The 13,831-nt window shown below is 64.6% G+C and carries 15 protein-coding genes; 10 read left to right on the forward strand and 5 right to left on the reverse strand.

What is annotated here, in order from left to right; all coding sequences use genetic code 11:
- The first annotated feature begins 134 nt into the window (after positions 1–134).
- From NKI73_RS13770 to NKI73_RS13785, 4 genes are read left to right on the forward strand one after another with little or no spacing between them, the layout of a single operon-like run.
- Entirely contained in the window at positions 135–1,436 is a 1,302-nt protein-coding gene (locus NKI73_RS13770; RefSeq protein WP_352630447.1) for an ArgE/DapE family deacylase, read from the forward strand.
- Positions 1,433–2,491 carry a phosphotransferase gene (locus NKI73_RS13775; RefSeq protein WP_352630405.1) on the forward strand — a complete coding sequence of 353 codons (1,059 nt, stop codon included), beginning with the start codon at positions 1,433–1,435 and terminating at the stop codon, positions 2,489–2,491. The genes NKI73_RS13770 and NKI73_RS13775 overlap by 4 nt, the downstream gene beginning before the upstream one ends.
- The gene (locus NKI73_RS13780; RefSeq protein ID WP_352630407.1) at positions 2,492–3,802 is read left to right on the forward strand and encodes an aspartate aminotransferase family protein; all 1,311 of its coding nucleotides are present in this window, start codon (positions 2,492–2,494) and stop codon (positions 3,800–3,802) included.
- Positions 3,803–3,818: 16 nt separating this feature from the next.
- Positions 3,819–4,475 (forward strand): GntR family transcriptional regulator, encoded by a 657-nt coding sequence (locus NKI73_RS13785; protein ID WP_352630409.1) that lies wholly within the window; start codon positions 3,819–3,821, stop codon positions 4,473–4,475.
- Positions 4,476–4,483: 8 nt separating this feature from the next.
- Here NKI73_RS13785 and NKI73_RS13790 read toward each other — a convergent pair whose 3' ends face one another.
- Genes NKI73_RS13790 through NKI73_RS13810 form a run of 5 tightly spaced genes read right to left on the reverse strand, consistent with a single transcriptional unit; the run spans position 4,484 to position 9,216 of the window.
- Positions 4,484–5,788, reverse strand: coding sequence for an NAD(P)/FAD-dependent oxidoreductase (locus NKI73_RS13790; RefSeq protein ID WP_352630411.1), 1,305 nt, complete (start codon positions 5,786–5,788; stop codon positions 4,484–4,486).
- Positions 5,785–6,768, reverse strand: a complete 984-nt coding sequence (locus tag NKI73_RS13795) for a branched-chain amino acid ABC transporter permease (protein WP_352630448.1) — start codon at positions 6,766–6,768, stop codon at positions 5,785–5,787. Before NKI73_RS13795 ends, NKI73_RS13790 begins: the two co-directional genes overlap by 4 nt.
- Positions 6,765–7,673, reverse strand: a complete 909-nt coding sequence (locus NKI73_RS13800; RefSeq protein ID WP_352630413.1) for a branched-chain amino acid ABC transporter permease — start codon at positions 7,671–7,673, stop codon at positions 6,765–6,767. The genes NKI73_RS13795 and NKI73_RS13800 overlap by 4 nt, the downstream gene beginning before the upstream one ends.
- Positions 7,670–8,419, reverse strand: coding sequence for a branched-chain amino acid ABC transporter ATP-binding protein (locus tag NKI73_RS13805; RefSeq protein WP_352630415.1), 750 nt, complete (start codon positions 8,417–8,419; stop codon positions 7,670–7,672). The genes NKI73_RS13800 and NKI73_RS13805 overlap by 4 nt, the downstream gene beginning before the upstream one ends.
- Positions 8,416–9,216, reverse strand: coding sequence for an ABC transporter ATP-binding protein (locus NKI73_RS13810; protein ID WP_352630417.1), 801 nt, complete (start codon positions 9,214–9,216; stop codon positions 8,416–8,418). The genes NKI73_RS13805 and NKI73_RS13810 overlap by 4 nt, the downstream gene beginning before the upstream one ends.
- Before the next feature lie 126 nt (positions 9,217–9,342).
- Here NKI73_RS13810 and NKI73_RS13815 point away from each other — a divergent pair, with 126 nt between their 5' ends.
- The 6 genes from NKI73_RS13815 to NKI73_RS13840 are packed head-to-tail and all read left to right on the forward strand — an operon-like array spanning position 9,343 to position 13,696.
- Positions 9,343–10,077 (forward strand): GntR family transcriptional regulator, encoded by a 735-nt coding sequence (locus NKI73_RS13815; RefSeq protein ID WP_352630419.1) that lies wholly within the window; start codon positions 9,343–9,345, stop codon positions 10,075–10,077.
- Positions 10,074–10,556 (forward strand): DUF3830 family protein, encoded by a 483-nt coding sequence (locus NKI73_RS13820; RefSeq protein ID WP_352630421.1) that lies wholly within the window; start codon positions 10,074–10,076, stop codon positions 10,554–10,556. Before NKI73_RS13815 ends, NKI73_RS13820 begins: the two co-directional genes overlap by 4 nt.
- 1 nt (position 10,557) lies before the next feature.
- A complete protein-coding gene (locus tag NKI73_RS13825) occupies positions 10,558–10,911 on the forward strand; it encodes a TIGR04076 family protein (RefSeq protein WP_352630423.1) in 354 nt (117 codons plus the stop codon).
- Positions 10,908–11,963: an aldo/keto reductase gene (locus NKI73_RS13830; protein WP_352630425.1), complete on the forward strand. Its 1,056-nt coding sequence runs from the start codon at positions 10,908–10,910 to the stop codon at positions 11,961–11,963. The genes NKI73_RS13825 and NKI73_RS13830 overlap by 4 nt, the downstream gene beginning before the upstream one ends.
- Positions 11,960–12,388, forward strand: coding sequence for a DUF4440 domain-containing protein (locus NKI73_RS13835; protein WP_352630428.1), 429 nt, complete (start codon positions 11,960–11,962; stop codon positions 12,386–12,388). Before NKI73_RS13830 ends, NKI73_RS13835 begins: the two co-directional genes overlap by 4 nt.
- A 48-nt stretch (positions 12,389–12,436) precedes the next feature.
- Positions 12,437–13,696: an ABC transporter substrate-binding protein gene (locus tag NKI73_RS13840; RefSeq protein WP_352630430.1), complete on the forward strand. Its 1,260-nt coding sequence runs from the start codon at positions 12,437–12,439 to the stop codon at positions 13,694–13,696.
- The last annotated feature ends 135 nt before the right edge of the window (positions 13,697–13,831 follow it).

Genomic DNA, 13,831 nt, shown 5'->3' on the forward strand with positions numbered 1-13,831 from the left:
CGCGTCCGATGCCAACTCCCCTGCGGCGTGGCGGCATCGAACGGCAAGCTCTGGCCCGAAGTTTCGGCGCGTATGCCTCTTCACAGGAATGGCATATGAGATATGATACACCATCCAGATGAAAGTGAAATATGATGCCTGAGCGGATTGCGGACGAGGCCATTCTCAGCGCGGTCGATGACGGCTTCGCGCGACAGGTCGCGTTTCTGCACGATCTCGTGCGCTTTCCCTCGCAGCGCGGCGAGGAACATGCCGCACAGTCGTTCATGGCCGCCGCCTACGAGGCCGACGGCTATACGGTCGACATGTGGCGCGTCGATGTCGATGTGATCCGCGACCTGCCCGGTTTTTCACCCGTGGCCGTCTCCTATGATGATGCCTTCAATGTGGTTGCCACGCACACGCCGAGAAACGCGACTGGCCGCTCGCTGATCCTCAACGGCCATATCGATGTCGTGCCGACAGGGCCGCTCGATCGCTGGGTGCGCGATCCCTACGATCCGGCGATCGAGGATGGCTGGATGCATGGCCGCGGCGCCGGCGACATGAAGGCCGGTCTGTCGGCCTGCCTCTATGCGCTGGCCGCATTGCACAGCCTTGGCTATCAGCCGGCAGCGAACGTTTACCTGCAGTCGGTGGTCGAAGAAGAGTGCACCGGCAATGGCGCGCTCGCCTGCCTGCAGCGCGGCTACAGTGCCGACGCCGCTTTCATTCCCGAACCGCTGGAGCCGCGACTGATGCGGGCGCAGGTGGGGCCGATCTGGTTCCGGGTCGAGGTCGACGGCGATCCGCAGCACGCGTCAGGGGCTTTCTCGGCCGGCGCCAATGCCATCGAAAAAGCCTTCGTCATCATCCAGGCGCTGAAGCAACTCGAAATCGTCTGGAACGCCCGCAAGGTCGACGACAAGCATTTTCACGACCATCCCCATCCGATCCGCTTCAACCTCGGCAAGATCGAAGGCGGCGAATGGACATCGAGCGTTCCGGCGCGCTGCGTCTTTGAGATGCGTGTCGCTACCTATCCCGGCCAGAAGCTTGAGGACGCCAGGGCCGAGCTTGAGGCCTGCATCGCCGACGCGGCGCGTGCCGATCCATTCCTGGCCAACTGCCCGCCGAGCCTCACCTACAATGGCTTCATGGCCGAGGGCTATGTGCTGGAGGGCGCCGACGAGATGGAAGCCGTGCTGCGCCGCAGCCACACCGCCGTCTGGGGCGAGCCGCTGACGGAACACGTCACCTCGGCCACCACCGATGCACGGTTCTTCGGCCTCTATGCCGACACGCCGGCGATCGTCTACGGCCCGATCTGCCGCATGCCGCATGGCTATGATGAGGCCGTCGATCTCGACTCGGTGCGCAAGGTCACCCAGACGATCGCGCTGTTCATCGCCGACTGGTGCGGGCTCGAACCCATCGATCCCAAGGTAAGGCCATGACCGCAGCCGCGCCCGATGCTTTCGGTGAAACGCTCGCCGAGGACGCACCTGACGTTTCGACGGCCGACGCGCTTGCCATCCTGCGCCAGCACTATGGGCTCACCGGTACCGCGCGTCCGCTGCCTGGTGAACGCGACCATAACTTCCACATCCAGACGGACGGCGAGGGCGAGTTCGTCCTGAAGATCTCCCATCCGGCGGAAGAGGCCGGCTTCACCGATTTCCAGAACAAGGCGCTCGACCACATCGTTGCGGTCGACCCCACCTTACCGGTTCCCTCGGTGCGCAAAAGCCTTGAAGGCGAAGCGCAGTTCGCGATCAGCGTCGGTGGATCGGCGCCGCGCATCATCCGGCTGGTCACCTATCTGCCCGGCCAGTTGCTGTCGCGCTCGCCGACTTCTGAGGCGCAGGACCGCAATCTCGGCATCTTTCTCGCCCGCCTCGGCCGGGCGTTGCGCGGCTTCTTCCATCCGGCCGCCGGCAGCGATCTATTGTGGGACATCCGCAAGGTCACCAAGACGCGCCCGATGATGGCGCATATCACCGATCATGGCCGGCGGGCGATGGTCGAGCGCGCGATCGACGCCTTCGAGGAGCATGCGGCGCCGGTCATCCCGACCTTGCGCGCGCAGATCGTCCACAACGACATGAACTCCTACAATGTGGTGATGGATGCTTCGCGGCCGGAGGTCGTCAGCGGCATTCTCGATTTCGGCGACATGATCCATTCGCCGCTGATCTGCGACCTCGCCATCGGCGCCGTCTACCGCTGGCCGGCGGAGGGCCATCCGCTGGCGCCGGCCGCGCGCTTCGTCGCCGGCTATCAATCGGTGCAGTCGCTCGAGGCCGAAGAGATCGGCATCCTTTTCGATCTGATCCGTGCCCGGCTTGCGCTCATCGTCAACATCGCCAGCTGGCAGGCGGAGCGCTTCCCGGCCAAGCGCGACTACGTGCTCCGCCTCGCCACCGAAGTCTGGGCCTCGCTCGGAAAGCTGGACGGCCTGTCGTCCACCGATGCCCACCGCTATTTCCTCGACCATTCCAATCCGGAGTAGATGCTCGTGTCCCAGTCCTCGCTATACCCTTCAAATGCCGACGCGGCTGCATCGGAGCGCGCGCTGCTCGAGCGCCGCGCCAGGCTGCTCGGACCGACCTACCGCGCCTTCTACCGCAACCCCATCCATCTGGTGCGCGGCAGCGGTGTGTGGCTCTACGATGCAAAGGGCCGCAAATTCCTCGATGCCTACAACAATGTCGCCTCGGTCGGCCACTGCCATCCGCGCGTCGTTGAGGCGCTGTCAGGCCAGGCCGCCACGCTCAACACGCACACACGTTATCTCAGCGAGATCATCCTCGACTACGCGGAAAAACTCCTCGGCACCGTTCCAGCCCATCTCGGCCATGCCATGTTCACCTGCACCGGCAGCGAGGCCAACGACCTCGCCATCCGCATCGCCCAGCATTCCAGCGGCGACACCGGCGTGATCATCACCGACTTCGCCTATCACGGCGCGACGATCGCGACGGCGCAGCTGTCGCCAGCGGCGGTCGGGGCAAAGGGCATGCCCGCGCAACACCGCACTGTGGCAGCGCCGGACACATTCCGCGACCATGGTCGGGCCGCGCGTGATTTCGCGAAAAACGTCGCCGCCGCCATCGAGGACATGCGCGCAAAAAATATCCGTCCGGCGGCACTGCTTCTCGACTCGGCCTTTTCCAGCGACGGCATCTTCTTTCCCGATGCGAAGGTGATGCGCGAAGCTGCGGATCACGTCAAAAAGGCCGGCGGCATCGTCATTGCCGATGAGGTCCAGTCCGGCTTCGGTCGACTTGGCCAAGGCATGTGGGGTTTTGCCAATTACGGCATCGAGCCCGACATCGTCACCATGGGCAAGCCGATCGGCGATGGGCACCCGATGGGCGCTGTGCTCGTACGGCCGCAGCTTGTCGCCTCGTTCGGCTCGAACACCGGCTACTTCAACACCTTCGGTGGCAATCCGGTCGCGGCCGCCGTCGGCCTAGCCGTGCTGGAGGTCATCGAAGGCGAGGGGCTGATCAAGAATGCGCGCGATGTTGGCGCCTACACGGCTGACCTGCTGCGCGCCCTGCAAGGCCGGCATGGCGCGGTCGCCGACGTCAGGCACAACGGCCTTTATTTCGGCGTCGAGCTGACGGCGGAGGGCGGCGAGGCTATGGCCGCCACCAAGACATCAGCGGTCGTTGAAGCGATGCGCGAGGATGGCGTGCTGATCTCGTCGTGCGGTCCGCGCGGCAATGTGCTGAAGATCAGGCCGCCACTGCCGTTTGCCAGGGACAATGCGGAGCAACTGGCCGAGACGCTCGATCGCGCTCTGTCGAACTGGTGAGCGAAGCGGAACGCGCATGCTGAAGCTCGAACATCAAACCCTGAATGACCGCGCCTATGGCGCCCTCAAGCAGGAGCTGATTTCCGGTGGTTTCAGCCCGGGCCAGACATTGGTCATCCGCAAACTCGCCGAGACGTTCGGCATATCGACGACACCGATCCGCGAGGCGCTGCAGAGACTTGTCGCTGAACGGCTGCTCGAGATGCAGAACAACCGCTCGGTCATCGTGCCGTTACTGTCCGCCCCTGCCTTCGAGGAACTGACTCGCATCCGCATCGCCGTCGAGGGGCTGGCGGGCGAGATGGCCGCGACCAGGATGAGCGAAAGCGGGCTGGCTGACATCCAGGCGACCCTCGCCGGCATGCAGCGTGCCATCGAGGCCGGCGACGCCAGGGCCTATCTCTCGTTGAACGAGGCCTTCCATTTCGCCATCTACCAGCACGCCGGCGCGCCGATCCTTTTGAACATGATCCGCGATCTCTGGGGTCGGGTCGGGCCCTATCTCAAGCTGCTGATGCAGGCCGATCGCTACATCCCGCAGTCGAATGACGCGCATCGCAAGATCGTCGCCGCACTGGAGCAGCGCAGCGGTCCCACAGTGCGGATTTTCATAGAAGAGGATATCGCCACGGCGGCCGCGGTTTTGTCGGCCAACCTTGGCGCGGCCAGCTGACTGTCCGCCTATCTCATCTCGTCGAACCGGTCGCGCAGCATGCTCCAGCCGAGCAGCATGTTGGGCGCATGCCGCAGCAAGGCATGGAACGGGATTGGTGCTGGCGACCCGAAAGGCAGCGGCAAGTCACGGGCGTCGGTTCCAGCGGCCCAATCGGCCAGCATCTTGCCCATCGCCGTGGTCATGGCAATGCCGCGGCCGTTGCAGGCGCGCCCGGCGATCAGGCCGGGACCGAGGTCGATCAGGTGCGGCAGGAAATCCGGTTCGACCGCTGCTATTCCCGACCAGCTGTAGGCAAGCGGCGGCAAGTCGGGCAGGTCGAGATGCCGGCCAAGCCGCCGCCAGATTGTCTGCGGTACACGCGTATCGGCGCCGGCGCCAAGAATATGCATTCCGCCGCTGATCAGCCGGTTTTCGGCGTCGAAGCGGAACGTGAAGAGATTGCGCCTGGTGTCGCCGACGCCTTGCTCACCGGGAAGCAACCGGCTGCGCACATCACGAGGCAGTGGCGCTGTCGCGATCTGGAAGACTTTCAGCGGGAAATAGGTTCGCTGCAATGACGGATTGAGGGACCAGCCATAGGCGTTGGTGGCGATCAGCACCTTTGCGGCGCGCACCGATCCCGAAGGCGTTTTCAGCATCCAATCATCGGCCATGCGATCAACCGAGGTGACGCGCGTCCGCTCGAAAATCTTCGCGCCGGCTTTCTCCGCCGCATCGGCGAGCCCGCGCGCGTATTCGACCGGATTGAGCACGCCGCCAGAACGATCCAACCAGCCGCCGACATAGCCTGGCACGCCCGTCAGCGCCTCGACCTCCTGCCGATCCAATGTGACTGCCGGCCGGCCACGTTGCGCCCATTGCCCGGCACGTGACTTGACCTTCTCGAAGGCGGCAAGCGAATGCGCCGGCTGGATCCATCCGCTCGGCACCGCGTTGCAGTCGATGCCGTGCTGCCGGATCAGGCGGAACACCAGATCGGCACTGCCGGCGGCGAAATCGATCAGCCTTTCGCCGCGCGAAGGTCCGAGGTGGGCCAGTATGTCGATGGGGTCCATCTTGGCGAAGTTCGGCACGACGAAGCCGGCATTCCTGCCGGTCGCGCCCCAGGCGATGAATTCGGCTTCGAGAACGGCGACGGAAAGGCCTTTCTCTGCCGCGTGCAGCGCGGTTGAAAGGCCGGAAAAGCCGCCGCCGACGATGGCCAGCTCGACATCGAGCCCGCCTTGCAGCGCCGGCCGCTCGCGGCGATTGCGGCTGACCGCATGCCAGAGCGAAGCGCTATGCGTTTCCTGCCGGGGCACGGCATTCATGACCCGGAACTGCTCTTGGCTTGAGCGATCTTCACCCGCTTGCCGAACCATGGCCGCCGCGGCCTGTCGCCGAACAGGCCGTTCGGCCGGATCAGCAGGATGACGCAGAGCATGACGCCGATGGCGGCGATCTGCAGCGCGGCGGCGCGCGCTTGCTGTTCCGGCGGGAACAGGATGCTGGTCAGCGTGCCCGATCCGGCCCATATCGCCCACACCAGGATGCTGCCGATGACGGCGCCGAGATTGCTGCCCGAGCCGCCGACGATCAGCATCACCCACACCTGGAAGGTCAGGATCGGCAGGTAATTGTCCGGCGCGATGAAGCCGGTGAAATGCGCCTGCAGCGCGCCGGCCAGCGCCATGATCGCGCCGCCCACGGCAAAGGCCTGGACGCGATAGAAACGCGCGCTTTTGCCAAGCGAGATCGCCGCCCGCTCATCCTCGCGCAGCGCCTTCAGCACGCGTCCCCACGGGCTGCGCGACAGATGCTCCAGAGCGAGATAGGCGATCAGTGCTACCACCGAGACGACGGCCAGGTTCGACAGGTTGAATAGCAGAGGCGTCTCCGCGAGGCCGCCGAAAGGACGCGGGATGAAACCGATGCCGAACGGTCCGCCGGTCAGCTTCTGCGCGTTGAGCGCGACCAGTTGCACCACCACCGCGACGCCGAACGTGGTGATCGCCAGATAATCGGATCGCAGCCGCAGCGTCGCTATGCCGGTAAGCGCTGCGGCGACGCCGCCGACGACCATGGCGCCGAGCCAGCCGACAAGGATCGGCAGGCCGAAGCCGCCGAGCCGCGCAGCGTCATCAGGTGTCGTCAGCAGCGCGGATGTATAGGCGCCGATGGCGACGAAGCCGGCGAGGCCGACATTGAACAGGCCGGTCAGGCCCCACTGCAAATTGAGCCCCAGCGTGACCAGCGAGAAGATCAGCGCAGTGGTCAGGAAGAAGGCGCCGTAGCCGAGCAGGTCCATCAGCGTTCCCTCACACCAAACAGGCCGATCGGCCGCACGAACAGCACCGCCATCAGGATGATGAAGGAGACCGCGGCGCGCCACTCGGCGCCGATCAACTGCACGGCACCGGCTTCAGCCAGCCCGATGATCAGGCCGCCGAGCACGGCACCCGGGATGCTGCCGATGCCGCCGAGGATGGCGGCGGCAAACATCGGCAGCAGCATGTCGAAACCCATGAACGGGCGGATCTGCACCAGAATGCCGATCATCACGCCGGCCACGCAGGCGAGCGCCCCGCCGATGACCCAGGTGACGCGCACCACGCCGGCAACGTCGATGCCGACGATGCGGGCCAGCGCCGCGTTCTGGCTCAGGGCCTGCATCGAGCGGCCGGTCTGTGTGCGCGTCATCAACAGATGCACGCCGAGCACCAGCACCGCGGTCAGCAGCAGTAGCGCGATCTGGTCGGGCGTGATGCGGATGCCGAAGCCGACCGGCATGGCGATCTGGATCGCCCGGCTGAAATAGGTTGGCCGCGAGCTGAAGGTGAATTCGAGCAGGCTGCGCAGCGCCATCGAGGCACCGAAGCTCGCCATCACCACGATGATCGCCTGGCCTTGTGAGCGCAGCCGCGCGAACAGCACTCTGTCGAGCAGCAGCGCCAACAGGGCGGTGAAGGCCATGCCGACGACCAGTGCGACAATCAGCGGCCAGCCGAAGGAGAGGGGAGCAATGGGTGCCACCTTGCCGACCATTGCGCCGATGGCGCTGGCGACGGCCAGCGTCGCATAGGTGCCCCAGGCCATGAAGTCGCCATGGGCGAAGTTCGAGAAGCGCAGGATCGAATAGGTGAGCGTCACGCCGATAGCGCCAAGGCCGATCATCGAACCTGTCAGCAGCCCGTCGACGATGAATTGCAGGCTCATGCCCCACCTCCTGTGTCGGGCTTATGGGGGCGCTGGCCAAGATAGAGTTCGGCGACGACCGGATCGTTCCACAGTTCGGAGGCGACGCCCTCGTGCCGATCCTTGCCGTCGACCAGCACATAGGCGCGGTCGCCGATGGCAAGCGCTGCCTTTGCATTCTGTTCCACCAGCAGGATGGTGACGCCGGATTTGCGGATGCCAGCCAGCATCTCGAACACCATCGAGACGAATTTCGGCGACAGGCCGGCCGACGGTTCGTCGAGCACCAGCACCTTGGGGTGGACGATCAGCGCCCGTGCGACGGCCAGCATCTGCCGTTGTCCACCCGACAGGTTGCCGGCGGCGGTCCGCCGTTGGCGGGCGAGGTCGGGAAAGGCGGCATACATCTCCTCGACGCGCGCAGGAATCTCGCCCCGCTCGAGGATGCCGCAGGCGACTTTCAGATTGTCCTCGACCGACATGAGAGGAAAAATGTTTTCGGTCTGTGGCACGAAGGCCAGGCCTAGCCGCACCATGGTGTGCGCGGGCGCGGCAGTGATGTCATTGCCGTCCAGAAACACCGTGCCGCCGGAGATCGGGACGAGACCGGCAATGGCCTTGATGAAGCTCGACTTGCCGGCGCCGTTGGGACCGAGCACGACGACAATCTCGCCCTTGCCGACGGTGATCGAGGCGCCACGCACGATCGGCACGCCGGGTTCATAGCCGGCTTCGAGATCACGGACATCGAGGACGATCTCGCTCATGCCGCGCCTCCGAGATAGGCCTCGATGACGCGCGGGTCGCGTGCGACCTGTTCGGCCGTGCCTTCGCTGAGCAATTGGCCGCTCGCCATGACGAGGACGCGATGGCAGAGCCGCGTCACCATGTCGATGTTGTGCTCGATCAGCAGGAAGGTGACGCCGCGCGCATTGATGTCGCGGATGCGGTCGATGATGACTTCGAGCAGCGTTGCGTTGACGCCGGCCGCCGGTTCGTCGAGCAGGATGATCGCCGGGTCTGCCATCATGACGCGGGCGAGTTCCAGCAGTTTGCGCTGGCCGCCGGAAAGCACGCGCGCCGGCTCATGCGCGAGATGGGTGAGGGTGACCAGTTCCAGCAGTTCGAGCGCCTTTGTCCTGGCGGCTCTTTCCTGCGCCGCCACCCGCCATGGCGTGACGAAGTTGGTGAGCAGCTTTTCGCCGGCCTGGCCCTGCGCGGCCAGCATGATGTTTTCGATCAGTGTCAGATTGGGCAGCGGGCGCGGGATCTGGAAGGTGCGGCCAAGGCCACGACCGATGCGCAGATGTGCGGCTTCGCCCGAGACAGGCATGCCATTGAGAAGGATCTCGCCGCTGGTCGGCAATATGCTGCCGGCGAGCAGATCGAACATCGTCGTCTTGCCGGCGCCGTTCGGGCCGATCAGGCCGAGGATTTCTCCAGCCCTGACGTCGAACGAGACATCGTTGACGGCGACAAGGCCGCCGAACCGCCTGACGACATTCCTTGCCGCCAGAACCGGGGCGCGGGTTTCCTGCCCTTGCCGTTTGGTTGCCTCGCTCATCAAACCCTCTGGCCGAAGACGATCGTTGCCGTCTCCTGATTATGATTTGTGATCACACTTGCTTTGATCACGCTATTCGGGTTTAATTTCATCCGCAAGCCGAAAACCGGCCAAGAACGGAATTCCATGCAAAAGGCTGCCATCGAGAAGAACAACGAGGCGATCGCGGCCCAGCTGGCGCCGGTCGGCCGCGAGACCGTGCAGGACCGTGTCTATTCCGAATTGCGCCGCGCCTTGATCGGCGGTCTGTTCGAGCCGAGCCAGGTGCTGACCATCCGTGGCCTTGCCGATGCGCTGGTCACTTCGACCATGCCGGTGCGCGAGGCGCTCGGCCGGCTGATCACGGAAAAGGCGCTGGAGGCGTTGCCCAACCGTTCGGTGCGCGTGCCGCCGATCACGCTGGAACGCCTCGATGATCTCTTGCGCGCCCGCATCCTGATCGAGGGCGAGGCGATCGCGCTGGCAGCCGCCCGCATGGGTCCGCGCCAGATCGCCACCATCGAAACCATTCTCGGCGAATGGGACGAGATGCGGGCGTTGAAACATAAGAAGGACGTCGATCGCGAAGTGACGCTCAACCAGAGCTTTCACTTCGAGATCTACCGCTCCTGCGGCTCGGCCGTGCTGATCCCGATGATCGAGAGCCTGTGGCTGCAATCGGGCCCCTGCATTCGTGTCGCCATCTATGCCTTCTCGGAAGCCGGCGAGGTCGACACCGCCCAGTATCACCGCCGCATCGTTATGGCGCTGGCCACGCAGGATGCGCAGGCGGCGCGCGAGTCGCTGGTCGCCGACATCAGCCGCCCCTTCACCTTCCTGCGCAGCAAACTGCAGGCTGCCGCCGCGAAAGACCAGTCATGACTTCCATCAACATCACCGAGCCGCGCTCACAGCTATCCGTCACGGCATTGTTGCTGCCCGAGAAGGCACCGGAAAACGCTGCCTTCCTCTCGGCATATCTCGGCACGCCACGTGTCGTCCCTGGCATCCATGCAATGTGGACAGGGCCGGAAATCTCCTGCCCGGTTCCCGCGGCCGATCTCGAGGGCCAGACCTATGCCAGGCCGTTGCCGGCCGAGAACGCGACGCTGACGCCGCAGCCGGGCGACATCGTGCTGTCCTTCGTGCCGCCGCGCATGTGGGGTGGCAACCCCAATGCGATCTTCGATATCGGCCTCTACTACGGGCAGGGCGCGCGGCTCTTGTTTCCGATCGGATGGCTCGCCGGCAGCGTGGTGGCGCAAGTGCGCGCCGAAGAACGCGATCAATTCGCCGCTGCTTGCGGCGTGATCCGGCGCAATGGCGCCTGCGACGTCACCTTCAGTCTGGTGGAGGCCTGAAATGGCTGACGACAGTTTCGAACTCTTCGATCTCCGCGTCGAGGCGGTCATCCCCGAGGGAAAACCGATCTATTGCGGCGCCAAGGCCGGCGATTATTTCGAGCTCAAGGGCGAGATGCTGTCGATGCCGGCAGGGCAGGGGTTTTCGATTTATTCGATCTCCGCCGTGCTGCCGCTGCTGGCGGCGAAGCAGCGCCCGACCCACCCGAACGACTGGATGACCTCGGACGCCGAGATCGCTTGTCCCGATCCCAATTGCGCCAGCCGGCTCCGGATCGTCAGGGTGGCCAAGCGGCGGTTCAGCCATGCCGAAACGACGGCCGTGCCGCTGCCGAGGGAGAATGACCTGACATGACCGCCAAGATTTTCGAACTCGGCCCCGGCTACACGATCTCGCGTGTCATTCGCGGCGGCTGGCAGCTGGCTGGCGGCCACGGCGCCATCGACCGCAGCCAAGCGGTGGCCGACCTGATCGCCACTTTCGATGCCGGCATCTGGACCTATGATTGCGCCGACATCTACACCGGTGTCGAGGAACTGATCGGCGCCGCGCGTCTGCGGCTGGCCAGCGAGCGCGGCCTCGATGTCGCGGCCCGGATGAAGGTGCACACCAAGCTGGTGCCCGACCTTGAACGGCTGGCCAGCATCAGCCGCGACTATATCAGGGGCATCGTCGACCAGTCACTGCGGCGGCTGAAGACCGAGCGGCTCGATCTCGTGCAGTTCCACTGGTGGGACTATGCGCAGCCGCGCTACGTCGAGGCGATGGGCTGGCTCGACGAGCTTCGGCTGGAAGGCAAGGTACGCAATCTCGGCACCACCAATTTCGACACGCCAAGGCTCGCGGAAATTCTGGCGGCCGGCATTCCGCTTGTCAGCCAGCAGCTGCAATATTCCGTGCTCGACCAACGGCCGGGCAACAGCCTGGCGGCACTCGCTGCGAAGAATGGCGTCAGCTTCCTCTGCTACGGCTCAGTCGCCGGCGGTTTCCTCAGCGACAAATGGCTCGGCGTGGCCGAACCCGCCACGCCGCTCGAAAACCGCTCGCTGGTCAAGTACAAGCTGATCATCGACGATTTCGGCGGCTGGGACCTGTTCCAGCAACTGCTTCAGGCGCTGAAGGCCGTTGGCGACCGCCACGGCGTCGATGTCGCCACCGTCGCCAGCGCCTGGGTGCTCGAGCAGCCGCAAGTGGCGGCCGTCATCGTTGGCGCCCGCAACCAGGCGCATGCGCTGGCCAATGCAAAAATCATGGACGTTGCACTCGATGCCGGGGACCGGGCGCGGATTGCCGCCGTCATTGCGCAAGGCACCGGCCTCGAGGGTGACGTCTACACGCTGGAGCGCGACCGTCACGGCCGTCACGGCTCGATCATGCACTACAACCTCAATGCGGGGAAGAAATGAGCGGCGAGCCCTCCCTGTTTTCACGCGCCAGCGCCGAAATCACCGACCTGCATCGCTTCTTCGTCGACTGGTTCGTTGCCGCGCGAGCCAACATGGCAGACTTCGGCCGCTTCGAACGCGCCATCGGCGAGGACTTCAGCATGGTGGCGCCGGACGGTCAGGTGCTCGATCGCAAGGCGGTCGTCGATCATGTCCGTTCAAGCCGCGCCTCTTGCAACGACGGTTTTGCCATTTCGATCGAGGACATCCGGCCCGGCTGGCAGGACGCCGATACCATCGTCGTCCTTTACGTCGAAGCGCAGCTGCGCGGCGGCAAGCACAGCCGCCGCCAGTCGAGCGCCGTTTTCACCACCAGTTCATCGGCGCCCAACGGCGTCGAATGGCGGCATCTGCATGAAACCTGGCTGCAGGTGCCGGAACGCTGAACAGGCTCCAGAGATCAAATACAGTTGAGTAACGAAAGGGGAACAACAATGACAAAGACGATACTCCAACTCACCACAGCACTTGCTCTCGTGACGATGGCGGGTGCGGCACAGGCCGCCGATTGCAAGATCACCGTCGGCCTCGTCATGGAGTTGACAGGCCCGGCCGGCGAATACGGTCAGGCCGGCGCTAAGTCGGTCGAGATGGCCTTCCGCGACATCAACGCCGCCGGCGGCGTGCGCGGCTGCGACCTGGCGATCGACACGCGCGACAGCCAGAGCCAGGGCAACATCGCCGTGGACGCCGCCACCCAGCTCGTGCAGGTGAAGAAGGTGCCGGTCATCATCGGCGGCATCATCTCGTCGGTGTCGATCCCGATCCTGACCTCGGTCACGGCCCCGGCCAAGATCGTCCAGGTCTCGCCGGCTTCGTCCTCGCCAACGCTGACCGCACTTGGCCGCGACGGCAAGACCAATGGTATCTTCTTCCGCACCATCACCTCGGATGCGCTGCAGGGCGTAGCCGCGGCCAAATATGCCGTCGACAAGGGCTTCAAGAAATTGTCGATCATCCATGTCAACAACGACTTTGGCGTCAACATGGTGGCCGAATTCTCGCGCGCCTACAAAGCGCTCGGCGGCACCATCGTCTCCGACACGCCTTACAACGAGAAGCAGTCGAGCTATGCCTCGGAAGTCACGGCGGCAATGGCCGGCGAGCCGGACGGCCTCTATCTCGTTAGCACGCCGGTCGACGGCGCAACGGTCGCCCGCACCTGGATTTCGCAGGGCGGCGTGCAGAAATTCCTGCTCAATGACGGCATGAACAGCCCGGACTTCATCGAGTCCGTCGGCGCCGATTATCTGAAGGAAGCCTATGGCACCTCGTCCGGCACCAGCCCGACGGCCTCGACGGAGTATTTCACCAAGAACTACAAGGAATTCTCCGGCATCGAACCGTCCAATCCGGCGGCCGACCGTTCCTATGATGCCGGCGCCATCGTTGGCTTGGCCATCGCCATTGCCGGCTCGGAGGATCCGGCCAAGATCAAGGACGCGATGTACAAGGCGGTCGATCCCGCCGGCACGCCGATCTTTGCCGGCAAGGAGGAGTTCGCCAAGGCGCTCGGCCTGATCAAGGACGGCAAGCCGATCCGCTACGAAGGCGTCATCGGCCCGGTCGCCTTCGACAAATATGGCGACATCACCGGCCCGTTCCGGCTGTGGAAGATCGTCGACGGCAAGGTGACGACCGACGGGGAAATGACCACCGACGACGTCAACGTCCTGCAGGCGAAACTTCAGTAAGAACTTGTCGCGCGGGCTAAAAGTAATAGCGGGAGGGTGCCGGGGGCCCGCCCCAACCCCAAAACCCCAACGTAAAGCGGGCGAAGGTGGTTGGTGGCACCAACGGATTTTGGGGCGGCGGGGCGGGAAAGGATT

Origin of the sequence: Mesorhizobium sp. M0496 (assembly GCF_040321205.1) — a bacterium.
In the GTDB taxonomy this organism is placed as follows: Bacteria; Pseudomonadota; Alphaproteobacteria; order Rhizobiales; family Rhizobiaceae; genus Mesorhizobium.